Origin of the sequence: Chelativorans composti, assembly GCF_039541695.1 — a bacterium.
Classification (GTDB): domain Bacteria; phylum Pseudomonadota; class Alphaproteobacteria; order Rhizobiales; family Rhizobiaceae; genus Chelativorans; species Chelativorans composti.
Map to the genome: position 1 here is coordinate 260,545 of NZ_BAABGS010000018.1, position 16,326 is coordinate 276,870.

Annotated in this window: 15 protein-coding genes; 6 read left to right on the top strand and 9 right to left on the bottom strand. The window is 63.7% G+C overall.

What is annotated here, in order from left to right:
• Positions 1-257 precede the first annotated feature (257 nt).
• The 8 genes from leuC to ABD906_RS06660 all read right to left on the bottom strand — a co-directional run bounded on the left by leuC (position 258) and on the right by ABD906_RS06660 (position 6,260).
• Positions 258-1,667 carry a 3-isopropylmalate dehydratase large subunit gene (gene leuC, locus ABD906_RS06625; RefSeq protein ID WP_345098708.1) on the bottom strand — a complete coding sequence of 470 codons (1,410 nt, stop codon included), beginning with the start codon at positions 1,665-1,667 and terminating at the stop codon, positions 258-260.
• A gap of 321 nt (positions 1,668-1,988) precedes the next feature.
• Entirely contained in the window at positions 1,989-2,480 is a 492-nt protein-coding gene (gene rplS, locus ABD906_RS06630) for a 50S ribosomal protein L19 (RefSeq protein ID WP_345098709.1), read from the bottom strand.
• A gap of 204 nt (positions 2,481-2,684) precedes the next feature.
• On the bottom strand, positions 2,685-3,041 hold the full coding sequence (locus ABD906_RS06635) for a DUF4260 domain-containing protein (RefSeq protein ID WP_345098710.1): 357 nt from the start codon (positions 3,039-3,041) through the stop codon (positions 2,685-2,687).
• Between the two features lie 208 nt (positions 3,042-3,249).
• Entirely contained in the window at positions 3,250-3,984 is a 735-nt protein-coding gene (locus tag ABD906_RS06640) for an AprI/Inh family metalloprotease inhibitor (protein WP_345098711.1), read from the bottom strand.
• A gap of 169 nt (positions 3,985-4,153) precedes the next feature.
• A complete protein-coding gene (trmD, locus tag ABD906_RS06645) occupies positions 4,154-4,855 on the bottom strand; it encodes a tRNA (guanosine(37)-N1)-methyltransferase TrmD (RefSeq protein ID WP_345098712.1) in 702 nt (233 codons plus the stop codon).
• Positions 4,852-5,424, bottom strand: coding sequence for a ribosome maturation factor RimM (gene rimM, locus ABD906_RS06650; RefSeq protein WP_345098713.1), 573 nt, complete (start codon positions 5,422-5,424; stop codon positions 4,852-4,854). Before rimM ends, trmD begins: the two co-directional genes overlap by 4 nt.
• A 190-nt stretch (positions 5,425-5,614) precedes the next feature.
• Positions 5,615-5,971, bottom strand: coding sequence for a cell division protein ZapA (locus tag ABD906_RS06655; protein WP_345098714.1), 357 nt, complete (start codon positions 5,969-5,971; stop codon positions 5,615-5,617).
• A 16-nt stretch (positions 5,972-5,987) separates the two neighbouring features.
• Positions 5,988-6,260: a DUF4164 domain-containing protein gene (locus ABD906_RS06660; protein WP_345098715.1), complete on the bottom strand. Its 273-nt coding sequence runs from the start codon at positions 6,258-6,260 to the stop codon at positions 5,988-5,990.
• Positions 6,261-6,809: 549 nt separating this feature from the next.
• On the opposite strand from ABD906_RS06660, the gene tkt reads away from it, so the two are divergent.
• From tkt to ABD906_RS06680, 4 genes are all read left to right on the top strand, one after another.
• Positions 6,810-8,801 carry a transketolase gene (tkt, locus tag ABD906_RS06665; RefSeq protein ID WP_345098716.1) on the top strand — a complete coding sequence of 664 codons (1,992 nt, stop codon included), beginning with the start codon at positions 6,810-6,812 and terminating at the stop codon, positions 8,799-8,801.
• A gap of 97 nt (positions 8,802-8,898) precedes the next feature.
• The gene (gap, locus tag ABD906_RS06670) at positions 8,899-9,906 is read left to right on the top strand and encodes a type I glyceraldehyde-3-phosphate dehydrogenase (RefSeq protein ID WP_345098717.1); all 1,008 of its coding nucleotides are present in this window, start codon (positions 8,899-8,901) and stop codon (positions 9,904-9,906) included.
• 199 nt (positions 9,907-10,105) lie between these two features.
• Positions 10,106-11,302 carry a phosphoglycerate kinase gene (locus tag ABD906_RS06675; protein ID WP_345098718.1) on the top strand — a complete coding sequence of 399 codons (1,197 nt, stop codon included), beginning with the start codon at positions 10,106-10,108 and terminating at the stop codon, positions 11,300-11,302.
• 201 nt (positions 11,303-11,503) lie between these two features.
• Positions 11,504-12,529, top strand: a complete 1,026-nt coding sequence (locus tag ABD906_RS06680) for a class I fructose-bisphosphate aldolase (RefSeq protein WP_345098719.1) — start codon at positions 11,504-11,506, stop codon at positions 12,527-12,529.
• A gap of 213 nt (positions 12,530-12,742) precedes the next feature.
• On the opposite strand, the gene ABD906_RS06685 is transcribed toward ABD906_RS06680, so the two are convergent.
• Positions 12,743-12,904: a hypothetical protein gene (locus ABD906_RS06685; RefSeq protein ID WP_345098720.1), complete on the bottom strand. Its 162-nt coding sequence runs from the start codon at positions 12,902-12,904 to the stop codon at positions 12,743-12,745.
• A gap of 145 nt (positions 12,905-13,049) precedes the next feature.
• Here ABD906_RS06685 and ABD906_RS06690 point away from each other — a divergent pair, with 145 nt between their 5' ends.
• Both ABD906_RS06690 and ABD906_RS06695 read left to right on the top strand, forming a co-directional pair.
• A complete protein-coding gene (locus tag ABD906_RS06690) occupies positions 13,050-14,939 on the top strand; it encodes a propionyl-CoA synthetase (RefSeq protein WP_345098721.1) in 1,890 nt (629 codons plus the stop codon).
• Positions 14,940-15,392: 453 nt separating this feature from the next.
• Positions 15,393-16,196: a helix-turn-helix transcriptional regulator gene (locus tag ABD906_RS06695; protein WP_345098722.1), complete on the top strand. Its 804-nt coding sequence runs from the start codon at positions 15,393-15,395 to the stop codon at positions 16,194-16,196.
• The last annotated feature ends 130 nt before the right edge of the window (positions 16,197-16,326 follow it).

The following is a 16,326-nucleotide window of genomic DNA, read 5'->3' on the forward strand; positions in this document are numbered from 1 at the left end:
GGTGACTGCCGGCGAAGCGGCCCGTGAGACCACTGCGTTACTACAGCCGTTCAGCCGGACGGGATCAAGGGTGCGCGTCTATTCTCCCCACACTCCAGCGAATGTGCCGCAGGACGGGTTCCGTCTCGCGTACGCTTTCCGTCGCGCTGGCGTTAGGGGAGCCCTGCCACAATGAAGAAGGGCAGTTCCGGCTGCCCGGAACTGCCCTCAAGTCACACAGTGTGAACGGGAGTTGGGCTCCCGTCCGGCAGGAGTGATCAGCGGAACTCGCGCACGTCCACGAAATGGCCGGCGATCGCGGCGGCAGCGGCCATTGCGGGCGACACGAGGTGCGTGCGGCCCTTGAAGCCCTGTCGGCCTTCGAAGTTGCGGTTCGAGGTGGAGGCGCAGCGCTCGCCCGGCTTCAGACGGTCGTCGTTCATGGCCAGGCACATGGAGCAGCCCGGCTCCCGCCACTCGAAACCGGCCTCGATGAAGATCTTGTCCAGGCCCTCTGCCTCGGCCTGCGCCTTCACGACGCCCGAGCCCGGCACGACCATCGCGTTGACGCGGTCGTGCACCTTCTTGCCCTGGATGACCTTGGCAGCTGCGCGCAGGTCTTCGATGCGGCCGTTGGTGCAGGAGCCGATGAACACGCGGTCGATCTCGATGTCCGTGATCTTCGTTCCGGGCGTCAGGCCCATGTACTCAAGCGCGCGCTTCTTCGACAGGCGCTTCGTCTCGTCCTCGATCATGTCGGGATCCGGCACGACGCCGGTGATCGAGACCACGTCCTCGGGCGACGAGCCCCAGGTGACCAGCGGCGGCAGGTTGCCGGCGTCCAGCTTCACGATGCGGTCGAAGTGCGCGCCCTCGTCGCTGTGCAGCGTCTCCCAGTAGGCGCGGGCCATGTCCCAGGCCTTGCCCTTCGGCGCGCGCGGACGGTCCTTGATGTACGCGAAGGTGGTCTCGTCCGGCGCGATCATGCCCGCGCGGGCGCCGCCTTCGATCGACATGTTGCAGATCGTCATGCGGCCTTCCATCGACAGCGAGCGGATGGCTTCGCCCGCATACTCGATTACGTGGCCGGTGCCGCCGGCCGTGCCGATCTCGCCGATGATGGCCAGGATGATGTCCTTGGCGGTCACGCCTTCCGGCAGCTTGCCGTCCACCTGCACCAGCATGTTCTTGGCGCGGCGCTGGATCAGCGTCTGGGTGGCCAGCACGTGCTCCACCTCCGAGGTGCCGATGCCGTGCGCCAGCGCGCCGAACGCGCCATGTGTCGAGGTGTGGCTGTCGCCGCACACGATCGTCATGCCCGGCAGCGTGAAGCCCTGCTCGGGGCCGACGATGTGAACGATGCCCTGACGGGTATCGGCTTCGTTGTAATACTCGATGCCAAACTCGGCAGCGTTGGCGGCCAGCGCCTCCACCTGGATGCGGCTCTCTTCGTTCTTGATGCCGAACTTGCGGTCAGGCGAGGTCGGCACGTTGTGGTCCACGACCGCCAGCGTCTTCTCGGGATGGCGCACCCGGCGGCCGGCCGCGCGAAGCCCCTCGAATGCCTGCGGGCTGGTCACCTCGTGCACAAGGTGGCGGTCGATGTAGAGCAGGCAGGTTCCATCCGGCTGCTCGTCAACCAGATGATCGTCGAAGACTTTGTCGTACAGCGTGCGCGGTTTGCTCATGGGTAGAATCCTGGAAAAAAGCCGAAAGCTGGGGCCCGAATGCGGAATGGAGACCGCTCAGGTAAGTCGGCTCAGCAGCGTGCCTGCGAGGCGTGCAAAAAACCGGCCCGGCAGGCGCTTCACGTCCTGCAGGACAAAATCCTTCGGTGCCGGTTTCACTGGGTTCAGCATGGGATGTGTATTAACAGCGTTTTCTCAGCGCTGCAATCCGAACGAACGTTTCGATCGGGCGAGTCGTCCCGAAATATTATTGCGCACGACAAGGCGCAAAGAAAAAGGGAGCCGAAGCTCCCTTTCCGAGAAACATCCCTTTGTTTGTTCTTATTCGCCGTTGGCCTCGGCAGCAGCCTTCTCGGCGGCGAGCGCCTGGGCGGCGGCGATCTTTTCGGCTTCGACGCGGGCCTTCTCTTCGGCTGCAGCGAGGCGCACGGCCTCGTTCAGCTTACGCGAACGCGCATTGGTGTTCTCGACGATGCGCGCGGATTTGCCGCGACGGTCGCGCAGGTAGTAGAGCTTGGCGCGGCGGACCTTACCGCGGCGGACAACCTCGACACCTTCGATCAGCGGGGAGTAGACCGGGAAAACGCGCTCGACGCCCTCGCCGTAGGAGATCTTGCGGACCGTGAAGCTCTCGTTCAGTCCACCGCCGGAACGGGCGATGCAGACGCCCTCGAACGCCTGAACGCGGGTACGCGAACCTTCGACGACGCGAACGAGAACGCGGACGGTGTCACCCGGCGAGAATTCGGGAAGGGTGCGCTTGGCGGCGATCTTGGCGGCCTGCTCGGCCTCCAGCTGACGGATAAGGTCCATCGTACAATCCTCTTTCGTTCTTGGGAACGTCAGAGCGCCCATCTCACCGGCAGTTCGGGACCGCCTCGGGAGTGTGTCCGTTAGGAGCCACAGGGGCGAATTCACGTTCGTGGTTTAATGAGGAGCCATGAACCCATGGCAGCCTTGGGCGAGCCACATACACCACTCGCCCGACGGAATCAACCGATCTTCCGCTCCGAAACGTCAGGAATTGCGCCCGATGCGGCCGAGATGCGTGTCGGCAAAGCTAGTTTCGTGCTTGAGCCCGTAGCCCATGACGCGGTCGGCTGCGATGTGTGCGGCGAGAATCAGTCCGACCGACACGGCAAGCTCGCTCTCCAGCCACCAGCCGGCCAGCAATACCGCCACCGCGGTGATCCATGTATGGGCGGCGTTGTAGCACCATGCACCCGGGCGCGGCCCGGCAAGGTAGCCGAGCATTGCAAGATCCGGCGCCAGGATCAGCACGGCAAACAGCCACCAGTTCCCGGACAGCTGATGATAGGCAACGAGCGCCAGGATCAGCAGCGCCGCGTTTTCAAGTTTAAGGAAAAGCTTCATGGTCCTGCCGGAGTGAGAGGAGTGTTTGCCGGCATTTCGTGCCAGGGCGGAAGTCTGGCATCACGTAGCCGCAGTCGGCCCGCTGGTCAACGAACTGGATCAAGCCATCTGGCTCCATACGCGGGCCTTCCGCCTTCTGCCCGAGGCTGAACGCGATGGCAGGGGATGCCGCCGGCGCTCTGGCCGGAATGACCGACGCGGGCAGAACCTATTCGCTGACCTCGATGGACCCTGTGCCGAAGAACAGTCCGTCATGCCCGTCGACGGTGAAGGTGAACGCGTCGGCGCGGGTGAGGCTCAGAATGGTTTCCCCCGTGCTGTCCAGAAGCTCCAGCTTGCCGTCCTCCCGCCGCCAGCTGCTCCAGTCCTTGCCCTTCCATGGATCGGCGCAGTTACCCACCTGATCCAGCGGCCCGGAGTCCGCTCCGCCCGCCTCGATGTAGAAACCGCAAGCCTCGGCGTTGTTGTACCCGCTAAGGGCGAAAGTGCCGTCCATCAGTTCGTCAAGCTCCGGCTCCGGGAACCCGCCGCGATCGAACGAGATCATCCGCCCGTCCTCAAATTCGCCCGAGTAGCTTTCCGCCGTCTGCGGCGCAAGCGTGAGAACGGCCTGCCGCCCGGCGTCAGCCAGGACGAGTGCGTTATCGTCGCGAACGGTCCAGGCGAACGCCTCCTGCAGCGGAAACTGGCGCAGGCAGGTGGCGGAAATCTCCAGCGCGGCGCCTCCGATCGTACCTTCATCCCCCAGCGTGATGAGGCAGTAGGGATCACCCTCCGACACGCCCGACAGCGTCCATTCGCCTGCGAAGGGCGTTGCCCAATCGACCGGCTCGGCTTGCGCCGGAGCGGCAAGCATGGTCCCCGTCAGAAAAAAGCCCGGACCTGCGGGATCGAGCAGCGCGAGTGCGAGAAGCGCCTTGCGCCGGAAAACTGCAGCGTTCATTCCTGAACCTCCCTGGGTATGACTGTCGCTGCAATCCGGTTTCCGTGCCGCAATGAAGCGATTAGCCAGCTTACGAATCCCATCATCTCTTCGGATGATGCGCAAATAAATTCGGCTGTGCGCGCGCTGTCAGCCCGGGCGCCTAGATGCCTGTCGCTCGCGGCATGGCCTAGCCCCGCGACCGGACATAGGCTTCCCAGAGATCCGGACGCCGGTCCCGCGTGAGCGCCTCGGATTTCTCGCGCCGCCACTCGGCGATCTTCTTGTGATTGCCGGAAACAAGCACCTCGGGAATGGGAATGCCCTCGAACACGGCGGGCCGCGTGTAATGCGGATGCTCGAGCAGGCCGTTCTCGAAACTCTCTTCCGTGCCGGAATGCTCGTTTCCCATCACGCCCGGCAGGAGACGCACCACCGCATCCAGTAGCACCATTGCCGCGATCTCGCCACCGGAGAGGATGTAATCCCCGATTGAGACTTCCTCGAGCCCGCGCGTGTCGATCACCCGCTGGTCGACGCCCTCGAAGCGTCCGCACAGGATGATCGCCCCCGGTCCTTCGGCAAGCTCCCGCACCCGGGCTTGCGTGAGCGGCCTGCCGCGAGGGCTCATCAGCAGCCTGGGTCTAGGGTCGTCCGCGGGCGCGGTGCTGTCGAGGGCGCGCGCAAGTACGTCCGGCCGCATCACCATGCCGGCTCCGCCGCCGGCCGGCGTGTCGTCCACGCTGCGGTGCTTGTCGAGTGCGAAGTCGCGGATCTGCACCGTCTCCAGCGCCCAGGTTCCTTCGTTGAGAGCGCGGCCCGAAAGCGAGTGCCCGAGCGGTCCCGGAAACATGTCCGGGTAGAGCGTGAGGATTGTCGCGCGGAAGCTCATTCTGCCTCGCCCTGCAAAATGTCCTGGTCCTGGCCAGCAGGAGCATCCTCGTCCTTGTCCAGCAATCCGGCCATCTCGCGGTTTACCGTAACCATACCGTTGGTGATGCTCACCGTCGGCACGGCCGGCTTCGTGAAGGGAACCATCACGGACTTGCCGCCGCGTGGCCGGATCTCGAGCATGTCGCCGGCGCCGAAATTGTGCACCGCAGTGATGCGCCCGATCTCTTCGCCCGTCTCGTCGACGGCCCGCAGGCCGATGAGATCGGCGTGGTAGAACTCCTCTTCTTCGAGGTCGTCCGGCAGCGCCGACCGTTCGACGAACAGGCCCTTGCCGTTGAGCCGTTCGGCGGCCGTGCGGTCCGTGATTTCCTCGAACTGCACGATGACGACGGACTTGGCGGGCCGGATGGTGCGCACCGTAAGCGTCAGGCCGTCTTCTGTCGTGAGGGGGCCGTAGTCGCCGAGCGCCAGCGGGTCTTCCGTGAAGGTCTTCACGCGGACTTCGCCCCGGATGCCGTGTGGGGCGCCGACGGTGCCGAGCTGTACGGGTTGCTTGAGTGCTGCCATGCCGAATGATCGCTGTTGCAGATTGAGCCGGTGATGCGGCCCTCTTTATGCAATTTGGGAGGCGGAGGAAACCGGATTCACGACGGACACGCAGCAGAGGGACCGCCCCTATGGCTGTTACGAAGCTCCGGGCGCGACCGGACTGCGGCCGGAGCCCGTTCGTTCCCAGCTCTCACGTTGTCGACGTGGATCAGGTCGAGAGCTTGGCGACGACTGCGTCGATGCGGGTGGCAAGTTCCTCCAGGGAGGAGCTGACGGCGGCGTCCATCTTGTCGGCACGCAGCAGGGCCTCGTCGCGCGTCTTGCGCAGGCTGGCAATTTCCGCCTCCATGCCGCGCACCCGCTTCTGAAGTTCCACGAGTTCGTCCAGCACCATGATGCCGGCCATCACCGTGATGCGCTGGTCGCCGATTTCGCCGAAGGACTCCTTGAGGTGAGTGACGTATCGGTCGAAGCGCTGCGCGAGGTCGATCAGGTGCTCTTCCTGACCCTCGTTGCAGGCCATGCGATAGACCTTGCCGTCAATGGTGACCGACACTTGCGCCATGGTTGTCTGGCTCCCCTCAACGGTCGAGAACGGCGCGGATCGTCTCCATGGCTGTCACCAGCCGGCGGGAGACTTCCCGGTTCACTTCAGCCAGTCGCTCGGCCCTGGCTTCGGCCTTGTCTATTTCCTGCGCGAGGCGCGAGCGGTCCGCGTTCAGCCGCTGGATTTCGGCGTCCGCTTCAGCGTAGTCGTGTTCCTTCTCGAGCCTGCTGTCGACCGTCGCTTCCAGCCGTTCGATGCTCTTGCTCAGGCGTTCGAGCGCTTCTCTGAGAGTGGTATCGCTGGCCATCGTCGTCCAATCCAAGCCCGCCGCAGGAGAATCACGCCGGAATCATAAAGCTTTACGCGCTAAACACTAAGCGGTGAGTGAAGACGGCGTCAATTCCGGCACGCCGTCGTTCTTGTGTGCCGGACATTGGGCTAGCATCACCGCTTACACTCATAACATGAATTTTTGTGAATGGTTGTTAAATGATCGGAGCCATGCGGCGGGCTGAAATCTTTCTTCCACTTCTCCACATCTTGTTTGTTTGAGTAGATGCGGCCTTCTGTCCGCGCATCGCCGTGTAATTGATTAGAACGATTAGATACGCTGAAAATCGCCAAAAGATGATCGGAACAATTGCCGTCCTGCCGGCTTGAAGACTGTGTCGCCGGGAACAGTGCGTGTCGCGAGCAGGCCGAAATCGACTTTTTGCAGGCGTTTGAGGCTGTTAGGCGCGACACCCCGTTTATTGACTCACGCCGCGCACCTGCTATGTGTCCGCAAGTTTTGTGCCCATGTGCTCTGGTGCATGGGTAGTGCCTGAATACTCCCGGCAGCGATCAGCGAGCAGATATGACGTCACGCGAAAAACACGACCGGATGGCGAATGCAATTCGCTTCTTATCAATGGATGCAGTGGAGAAGGCCAATTCCGGCCATCCCGGCCTTCCGATGGGAGCGGCGGACATTGCCACTGTGCTTTTCACCCGCTTCATGAAGCATGACCCGCAGAACCCGAAGTGGCCGGATCGTGACCGCTTCATCCTGTCGGCTGGTCACGGCTCCATGCTCCTCTACTCGCTGCTCTATCTGCTCGGGTACGAGGACATCACGGTCGACGAGATCAAGAACTTCCGCCAGCTCGGCGCCCGCACGGCGGGTCACCCGGAATACGGTCATGCCGCCGGCATCGAGACGACCACGGGACCGCTCGGCCAGGGCATTGCCAATGGCGTGGGCATGGCGATGGCGGAGCGCCTCCTTCGTTCCCGCTTCGGCGAAGATCTCGTCAACCATTACACCTATGTGCTGGCCGGCGACGGCTGCCTGATGGAGGGTATCAGCCAGGAAGCCATCTCCCTTGCCGGTCACCTGAAGCTGAACAAGCTCATCGTTCTCTTCGACGACAACAACATTTCCATCGACGGCCCGGTCTCGCTGGCTGACTCCACGGACCAGTGCGCCCGCTTTGCCGCGTCCGGCTGGAACACTATGCGCGCCGACGGCCACGATCCCGAGGCGATTGCCGCGGCGATCGAGGCTGCCCGCAACTCCGACCGCCCGACGCTCATCGCCTTCCGCACGACCATCGGTTTCGGCGCACCGAACAAGGCCGGCACCAACAAGGTCCACGGTTCGCCGCTCGGCGCCGAGGAGATCAAGGCGGCCCGCCAGGCCCTAGGCTGGACGGCCGAGCCGTTCGAGGTTCCGTCTGACATCCTGGACGAGTGGCGTCTTGCCGGCCTTCGTTCGGCCAAAGAGCGCACCGCCTGGGAAAAGCGCCTTGCCGCCGCCGACGCCGAGACCCGCGCCGAGTTCGAGCGCCGCATGCGGGGCGACCTGCCGGAGGCTTTCGACTCCGCCATCGTGGACTACAAGCGCAAGTTGGCAGAGAACCCGCCCGCCGTTGCCACCCGCAATGCGTCGGAGATGGCGCTGGAGGTCATCAACGACATCGTTCCGGAAATGGTTGGCGGCTCCGCCGACCTCACCGGCTCGAACAACACGAAAACCAGCCAGACCAAGCCCGTCACGCCTGACGATTTCTCGGGCCGCTACATCCACTACGGCATTCGCGAACACGCGATGGCTGCGGCGATGAACGGCATGGCCTTGCACGGTGGCATCATCCCCTACGGCGGCACCTTCCTGTGCTTCTCGGATTATGCCCGTCCGTCCATGCGCCTCGCCTCGCTCATGGGCATCCGCTCGATCTTCGTCATGACCCATGACTCCATCGGTCTCGGCGAGGACGGCCCGACGCATCAGCCCGTGGAGCATCTGGCTTCGCTGCGCGCCATCCCGAACCACTACGTCTTCCGTCCTGCCGACGCCGTCGAAACGGCCGAGTGTTGGCAGATCGCCGTCGAATCGCGGACGACGCCCTCCACGCTGGCGCTCACACGCCAGAAGCTGGCGCCCGTCCGTCTCGAGTTCGAGGAGGACAACCTGTCTGCCCGTGGCGCTTACGAGCTGCGCCCGGCAAGCGACGAGGCGAAGGTCACGATCTTCGCCACGGGTTCCGAGGTCGAGATCGCCGTCAAGGCCCGGGACATGCTGGAGGAGCGCGGGATCCCGACCCGTGTCGTGTCCGTCCCCTGCTTCGAGCTGTTCGAGGAGCAGCCTGAGGAGTATCGCAAGGCCATCCTGGGCAATGCGCCCGTGCGCGTCGCCATCGAGGCCGGCATCCGCCAGGGCTGGGACAGCTTCATCGGTACCGACGGTATCTTCATCGGCATGAAGGGCTTTGGCGCCAGTGCGCCGGCGCCGGAGCTCTACAAGCACTTCGGCATCACGGCCGAAGCTGTGGTGTCCGCCGTGGAAGGCCGTCTCGCCGCAAAGTGAGTTCTGTCCCCGGACGCTTCCGGCGCCCGGGGATTTTCATTGCAGGATTCAAGATGCCCCGCCGGTCAGCGGGGCTGAAGCTCGCCGGAGGTAGTTCATGACCGTCAAAGTAGCCATCAACGGATTTGGCCGCATTGGCCGCAACGTGGTCCGCGCGATCCATGAGTCGGGCCGCAAGGACATTGAAGTCGTCGCCATCAACGATCTTGGTCCGGTCGAGACCAACGCGCATCTGCTGCGCTACGACAGCGTCCATGGCCGTTTCCCGGGCGAGGTGGCCGTCGAGGGCGACACCATCCGCATCGGCTCCAACGCCTTCAAGGTCTTCGCCGAGCGTGATCCGTCCAAGCTGCCTTGGGGCGACCTCGGTGTGGATGTCGTGATGGAGTGCACGGGCATCTTCACCTCCAAGGAGAAGGCCTCCGCGCATCTGCAGGGGGGCGCCAAGCGCGTTCTCGTGTCCGCTCCGGCCGACAACGCCGACCTGACGGTGGTCTACGGCGTGAACCATGACAAGATCACGAAGGACCACATCGTCCTCTCCAACGCGTCCTGCACCACCAACTGCCTTGCGCCGGTCGCCAAGGTCCTGCACGAGGCCTTCGGCATCGTCCGCGGCTTCATGACCACGATCCACTCCTATACCGGTGACCAGCCGACGCTGGACACGATGCACAAGGACCTGTATCGCGCCCGCGCTGCCGCGATGTCGATGATCCCGACCTCGACCGGTGCCGCCCGTGCCGTCGGGCTCGTGCTGCCGGAGCTGAAGGGCAAGCTGGACGGCGTTGCCATCCGCGTGCCGACCCCGAACGTCTCTGTCGTCGACTTCAAGTTCGTGCCGGCGCGCAAGGTCACGGCCGAAGAGGTCAACAACGCGATCATCGCCGCGGCTGAAGGCCCGCTGAAGGGCATTCTCGGCTACATCAAGGAGCCGCTCGTTTCCATCGACATGAACCACAACCCGGCTTCCTCGACATTCGCTCTGGATCAGACCAAGATCATCGAGGGCGAGCTGGTCCGCGTCATGTCCTGGTACGACAACGAGTGGGGGTTCTCCAACCGTATGTCTGACGTCGCGGTCGCCATCGGCAAGACCCTCTGAAAGTCGTAGGACTACCACCAATTCGGAAAGCGTCCGGCCCATGGCCGGGCGCTTTTTTGGTATTATTGATAAGGTCTTCCCAAATATTTGAAAAATAAATCGATTTGTATGCGGACAGGGGCGTTTCGCCGCCTTGTGAACTCTGCTTCCCTCTGTATGTTTTCGCGTTCAGCAGCAAAATTCAGTGAGGCAGTGAGCGATGGCCGGTTTTCAGACTCTGGACGATCTCAAGGATATCGCAGGCAAGCGCGTACTTCTTCGCGTGGACCTCAACGTCCCCGTGAAGGATGGTGCAGTGTCCGACACGACGCGTATCGAACGCGTGGTGCCGACCATTCGTGAGCTGGCGGACAAGGGGGCGAAGGTCATTCTGCTGGCCCATTTCGGCCGCCCGAAGGGCAAGGTTGTCCCCGAGGATTCCCTGAAGCCGGTGGCCGGCGCCGTCGAAACCGTCCTGGGCCGTCCGGTGGCCTTCGCGGAAGACTGCATCGGCGATGTGGCGGCAGGTGCTGTCGCTGCCATGAAGAACGGCGATGTGCTGCTTCTGGAGAACACCCGTTTCCATGCGGGCGAGGAGAAGAACGATCCCGAGTTCACCAAGGCGCTCGCCGCCACCGGCGACGTCTATGTGAACGACGCCTTCTCGGCGGCGCACCGCGCCCATGCCTCGACCGAGGGCCTTGCCCATCTCCTTCCCGCCTATGCCGGCCGTACCATGCAGGCCGAGCTCGAGGCGCTCGAGAAGGGCCTCGGCAACCCGGATCGTCCGGTCGTGGCCATTGTCGGCGGCGCCAAGGTATCCACCAAGATCGACCTTCTGCAGAATCTCGTCCGCAAGGTGGATGCACTGGTGATCGGCGGTGGCATGGCCAACACCTTCCTGGCCGCCCAGGGCATCGAGGTTGGCAAGTCTCTGTGTGAGCACGACCTTGCCGACACCGCCCGCGAGATCCTGAAGGCCGCCGCGGAGGCCGGTTGCTCGGTCGTTCTGCCGGTCGATGCGGTCGTGGCGAAGGAGTTCAAGGCCGATGCCGAGAATGAGGTGGTGGACGTGAAGTCCGTCCCGGCCGACACGATGATCCTCGACGCCGGCCCCGCCAGTGTGGAGAATGTAAAGGCCTGGCTCGACAAGGCCAGGACCCTCGTCTGGAACGGCCCGCTCGGCGCCTTCGAGCTCACCCCGTTCGACCGCGCGACGGTCGCTGCGGCGAAGCACGCGGCGGAGCTTACCTCTGCGGGCAAGCTCGTGTCCGTGGCCGGCGGCGGCGACACGGTGGCGGCACTCAACCATGCCGGCGTCGCCGAAAAGTTCACCTATGTCTCGACCGCAGGAGGTGCTTTCCTCGAGTGGATGGAGGGCAAGATCCTGCCCGGCGTTGCGGCACTATCAAAGTAAACCCAGCTATATCGATTTAAGAAGGAAACCCTTCATTCCGTTTGTCTTTGACGTCTGTTAGAGCAGGTCCGGAACAACAAGTCGAAACCGGTTTCCGTCCGGAACTGCGAGAGAAAAGAAAACAAGACCCAGGACCCCGGTCCCTGCCGGCCCGGGGCACTCTGGGCAGGAACGAGAGAGAGAGATAGGAGACGCGAGAAGATGAGCGAACGTCTTGAGGACATTGCAGCCCGGATGGTGGCCGCAGGCAAAGGCATCCTGGCTGCGGACGAAAGCAGCGGCACCATCAAGAAGCGCTTCGACAGCATCGGCGTGGAGTCCACGGCGGATACCCGCCGCGACTACCGCGAGATGCTGTTCCGCTCCGACGCCATGAAGGACTACGTGTCGGGCGTCATTCTCTATGACGAGACCATCCGTCAGAACGCCAAGGACGGCACGCCGCTGGTCAAGCTGATCGCGGACGCGGGCGCCGTCCCCGGCATCAAGGTGGACACGGGCGCCAAGCCGCTCGCCGGCTTCCCGGGAGAGACCATCACCGAGGGTCTCGACGGCCTGCGCGAGCGTCTTGCCGAGTACTACCAGCTCGGCGCCCGCTTCGCGAAGTGGCGCGCCGTGATCGCCGTTTCGGACGTTCTGCCGACGACAACCGCCGTCCGCCAGAACGCCCAGGCGCTCGCCCGCTATGCGGCCCTCTGCCAGGAAGCCGGCATCGTGCCGATCGTCGAGCCGGAAGTGCTGATGGACGGCCAGCCGGGCGATCACTCCATCGACCGTTGCTACGAGGTGACCGAGTTCGTGCTCAAGACCGTGTTCAACGAGCTCTATGAAGCGCGTGTCCGTCTCGAGGGCATGGTGCTGAAGCCGAACATGGTCATCGACGGCAAGAACGCCCGCAAGGCTTCCCGCGAGGAAGTGGCCGAGAAGACCGTCCGCTGCCTCAAGGCCACCGTCCCGGCGGCTGTCGCCGGCATCGCCTTCCTGTCCGGCGGCCAGTCCGACGAGGAGGCGACCGCGCACCTGTCGCTGATGAACGAGCTGCACAAGCCGGTGTGGCCGCTCACCTTCTCCTATGGCCGCGCGCTGCAGGCTGCTGCGCTCAAGGCCTGGGGCGGCAAGGCGGAGAACGTCGCCGCCGGTCAGGCTGCCTTCGCGCATCGCGCCCGCATGAACGGCCTGGCCGCCCTCGGCCAGTGGAAGCCGGAGCTGGAGAAGGCTGCCGCGTAACCGGCTTGCACGCCTGACTTTTGAGGGGCGTGCGAGTCATCGCGCGCCCCTTTTTGTTGGAGAACCTGATCGGCGCATTTCGATGCGCTTGCACAAGCGGTTCAAGGAACCGCTGGAACAACCGGGGTGGTGCCTGCAGGAATGGGGGCAGCACCCCGTCGGCCAGAACCGTCATGGAGGATGGACAAGGTTCTGGAATGCAGCCGGGCAAGCTCAGCCGTGGCTGAGCATGACAGTAAGGCCAATGGCTGCGAGCGCCACGACCGCCAGCTTCCAGAAGTCGCTGCGTCTCTTAAGACCAGGCAGACCCAGCGGGCAGATGATGTGCAGGATCATCAGGGCGATGATCAGGTAGGAGAGCAACTTTGTCGCCATGCGGGTTTCTCTGCCAGTTCTGACTTGATTCTCTTTGGGCTAATTTGCTCTCATGTCCTTGCGGGAAGTACAATGTCAGTAATGGCCCCGCCTCTGGTAAAAAAACGCCGCCCCCTGAAGAGGCGGTTTGTCGGGAGGTTGTTTTATGGCATCACGCTATCACGACACATATCGCGACTGGAAAAACGACCCGGAGGGCTTCTGGGCGCGCGCGGCGCAGGATCTCCACTGGTTCACTCCGTTCACGAAGGTATTTGATCCGGAGCAGGGCGTTTACGGTCGCTGGTTTGTCGGTGGCGAATGCAACACGTGCTACAACGCCGTTGACCGCCATGTCGAAAGCGGGCGGGCCGACCAGCTTGCGCTCATCTATGACAGCCCTATCACCGGCAGGCAGAAGTCCTTCACCTACGCCGAGATGAAGTCGGAAGTTGAGGCGCTGGCCGCTGTGCTGCGCCAGCAGGGCGTGGAGAAGGGTGACCGCGTTGTCATCTACATGCCGATGGTGCCGGAGGCGGTCTTTGCCATGCTGGCCTGCGCCCGCCTGGGCGCGGTACACTCCGTCGTGTTCGGCGGTTTCGCGGCGCCGGAGCTGGCGGTACGCATCAACGATGCCAAGGCCAAGGTGATCGTGTCAGCCTCCTGCGGTGTCGAGCCGGGCCGTGTTGTCGACTACAAGTCTCTGCTCGACAAGGCCATCGAACTGTCGGACCACAAGCCCTCGAGCTGCATAATTCTCCAGCGTGACCAGCAGCCCTGCGAGCTTACGCCTGGCCGCGACATCGACATGCGTGAGGCCATGCAAAAGGCCCGCGGCTCGTCGGTGCCCTGCGTGCCGGTCGCCGCGACCGACCCGCTCTACATCCTCTACACCTCCGGCACGACCGGAAAACCCAAGGGGGTCGTGCGCGACAACGGCGGCCACATGGTCATGCTCAAGTGGACCATGGAGAACGAGTACGGCATCAAGCCGGGCGAGGTCTTCTGGGCGGCTTCCGACGTGGGCTGGGTTGTCGGCCATTCCTACATCGTCTATGCCCCGCTTCTGCACGGCTGCACCACCATTCTCTTCGAGGGCAAGCCGGTCGGAACGCCAGATGCCGGCGTGTTCTGGCGCGTGATCGAACAGCACAAGGTGGCGGCCCTCTTCACCGCTCCGACCGCCTTCCGCGCCATCCGCACCGCGGATCCGGACGGCAAGTTCATCAGCGAGCGCGACCTTTCCAGCCTGCGTACACTGTTCCTCGCGGGCGAGCGCGCTGACCCCGAGACAGTCCGGTGGGCCGAGCGCCAGTTGAAGGTTCCGGTCATAGACCACTGGTGGCAGACGGAGACGGGCGCCCCCATCAGCCACAATCCGGTTGGTCTTGGTATGCTGCCGGTCAAGTATGGCTCGCCCGGAGTTCCAATGCCCGGCTATGACGTGCAGATTCTGGACGACGAGGGCCACCAGGCCGCGCCCGGCACCCTGGGCAATGTCGTCATCCGGCTGCCCATGCCGCCCGGCGCTCTGCCGACCCTCTGGAATGCGGAGCAGCGTTTCCGGGACTCCTACCTCAGCGAGTTCAAGGGCTACTACAAGACGGCCGACGCCGGCTACATCGACGAGGACGGTTTTCTCTTCATCATGGCCCGCACGGATGACATCATCAACGTCGCTGGCCATCGCCTGTCCACCGGCGGCATGGAGGAAGTGGTTGCCGAGCATCCCGACGTCGCCGAATGCGCCGTCGTTGGCATCGCCGACGAGCTGAAGGGCCAGATCCCCTGCGGCTTCGTGGTCCTGCGCTCCGGCATCGAGCGCGACGTTTCGGAGCTCGAGCAGGAGCTTGTGAAGATGGTCCGCGAGCGTATCGGTCCGGTCGCCGCCTTCAAGAAGGTGGTGCCCGTGAAGCGCCTGCCGAAGACCCGTTCCGGCAAGATCCTCCGCTCGACCATGCAGAAGATTGCCGATGGCCTGGAGTGGACCATGCCGTCCACCATCGACGACCCGGCCATCCTGTCGGAGATCGAGGAGGCGCTCCGCAAGCACTGAAGCCGCGACCGGGGGCGCTTTTTCCGCCCCTGCCACGCAAGATGGACATGCCATGCAGGCGGGGAACAGAGATCCCCGCCTGATTTATTGCGGGGAACGTGCAAGTTGACCCGCGACGCCGTCGAAAATCGAACCGTTAGAGAAAACCCGCTGGAGCGGGAAGCGTTTCTGCAATAGTTTGACGCGCCTCAGGTTGGAAAAGGCCGTCCATTTCGGTTCTTGTTCCATGAAACCGGACCGGTGCGGGTTTATTGTTGAGGTACAGGTCTGCTGACACAACGCTGTCAGGAGCCTTTGTGCAGATTGTGGCGCCCCAAAACCGGCGATTCTCATCTTTCCGTCTGATCGATGTCGGATTCGGTGAGGTATCGGCGTCTTGATGACAATGCAGTCGGAACGGGGGGAGGGCACTCGTTCTGGCGGCTCGTGCGAAGGATTGCAGGGAATCGTGCAATGAGGCGAGCGGATCGACTGTTTCAGATTGTGCAGCACTTGCGAGGTGGACGTCTGGTGACGGCACGCATGCTGTCGGAACGGCTGGAGGTTTCCAACCGGACCATTTACCGGGACATCGCGGATCTGCAGAAGACCGGTGTCCCCATCGATGGCGAGGCCGGCGTCGGATACCTGATGCGGGATGGCTTCGAGCTCCCGCCGCTCATGTTCACCCGGGACGAGATCGTGGCCCTGGTCGCCGGAGCGCGCATGGTCCGCGCCTTTGGCGGCGCCGCCATGGCGCGCGCGGCGGAGGAGGCGCTGGTGAAGATCCGCGCCGTGGTGCCGGAGAGCGAACGCGATCGCATCTCCCGTACCCAGATCCACACCCCGCACTGGGTGATCAGCGACGGCGAGCGGCAGATGATCGACGTCATCGAGCGCGCGGTGGATGACCGGCGCGTGCTCGAGCTCCACTACCGTGACGAGGAAGACAGCCGCACCCGCCGCGAGGTGCGTCCGCTCGGGCTCTGGTTCTGGGGCAAGGTCTGGACGCTGGTGGCGTGGTGCGAGCTTCGCGATGACTTCCGTACCTTCCGGCTCGACCGGATCGCCGAGCTGCGCGAGACGGGCAGGACCTTCCGCCCCGAACGCGGCAAGCAGCTTTCGGACTTCTACCGATCCATGGAAAAGCGGGAAGGCAACGGATTTGGCAAGGAAAGCCGCCCGGCGCTGGTTGCCGGTTCATTCGTTGGCCGCCCCGAGAGTTACCCGCGGCGGGATGAGATCAGGGTCCGCCGGGTTTCCGGCAGGTCGCGGTGACGCGGCTCCCCTGAAGACCGGTTAGCCCCTCAGAAGGCGTTTGGCGTCTCCGCAAAGACAGGAGTCTGATCGCCGAGGGGAGAACGAAAAGCGCGGTTCCGGGAGGAGGAATGGTTTCCGGCCCGGAACC

Bases quoted from the DNA above. Each gene is read 5' to 3' on its own strand.
- ABD906_RS06695 (WP_345098722.1), top strand. From the start codon at position 15,393: ATGAGGCGAGCGGATCGACTGTTTCAGATTGTGCAGCACTTGCGAGGT.
- ABD906_RS06635 (WP_345098710.1), bottom strand. From the start codon at position 3,041: ATGAAGCTTTTCCTTAAACTTGAAAACGCGGCGCTGCTGATCCTGGCG.
- ABD906_RS06640 (WP_345098711.1), bottom strand. From the start codon at position 3,984: ATGAACGCTGCAGTTTTCCGGCGCAAGGCGCTTCTCGCACTCGCGCTG.
- ABD906_RS06685 (WP_345098720.1), bottom strand. From the start codon at position 12,904: ATGGCGACAAAGTTGCTCTCCTACCTGATCATCGCCCTGATGATCCTG.
- ABD906_RS06690 (WP_345098721.1), top strand. From the start codon at position 13,050: ATGGCATCACGCTATCACGACACATATCGCGACTGGAAAAACGACCCG.
- trmD (WP_345098712.1), bottom strand. From the start codon at position 4,855: ATGAGCTTCCGCGCGACAATCCTCACGCTCTACCCGGACATGTTTCCG.
- ABD906_RS06675 (WP_345098718.1), top strand. From the start codon at position 10,106: ATGGCCGGTTTTCAGACTCTGGACGATCTCAAGGATATCGCAGGCAAG.
- tkt (WP_345098716.1), top strand. From the start codon at position 6,810: ATGACGTCACGCGAAAAACACGACCGGATGGCGAATGCAATTCGCTTC.
- ABD906_RS06660 (WP_345098715.1), bottom strand. From the start codon at position 6,260: ATGGCCAGCGATACCACTCTCAGAGAAGCGCTCGAACGCCTGAGCAAG.
- rimM (WP_345098713.1), bottom strand. From the start codon at position 5,424: ATGGCAGCACTCAAGCAACCCGTACAGCTCGGCACCGTCGGCGCCCCA.
- rplS (WP_345098709.1), bottom strand. From the start codon at position 2,480: ATGGACCTTATCCGTCAGCTGGAGGCCGAGCAGGCCGCCAAGATCGCC.
- gap (WP_345098717.1), top strand. From the start codon at position 8,899: ATGACCGTCAAAGTAGCCATCAACGGATTTGGCCGCATTGGCCGCAAC.
- leuC (WP_345098708.1), bottom strand. From the start codon at position 1,667: ATGAGCAAACCGCGCACGCTGTACGACAAAGTCTTCGACGATCATCTG.
- ABD906_RS06680 (WP_345098719.1), top strand. From the start codon at position 11,504: ATGAGCGAACGTCTTGAGGACATTGCAGCCCGGATGGTGGCCGCAGGC.
- ABD906_RS06655 (WP_345098714.1), bottom strand. From the start codon at position 5,971: ATGGCGCAAGTGTCGGTCACCATTGACGGCAAGGTCTATCGCATGGCC.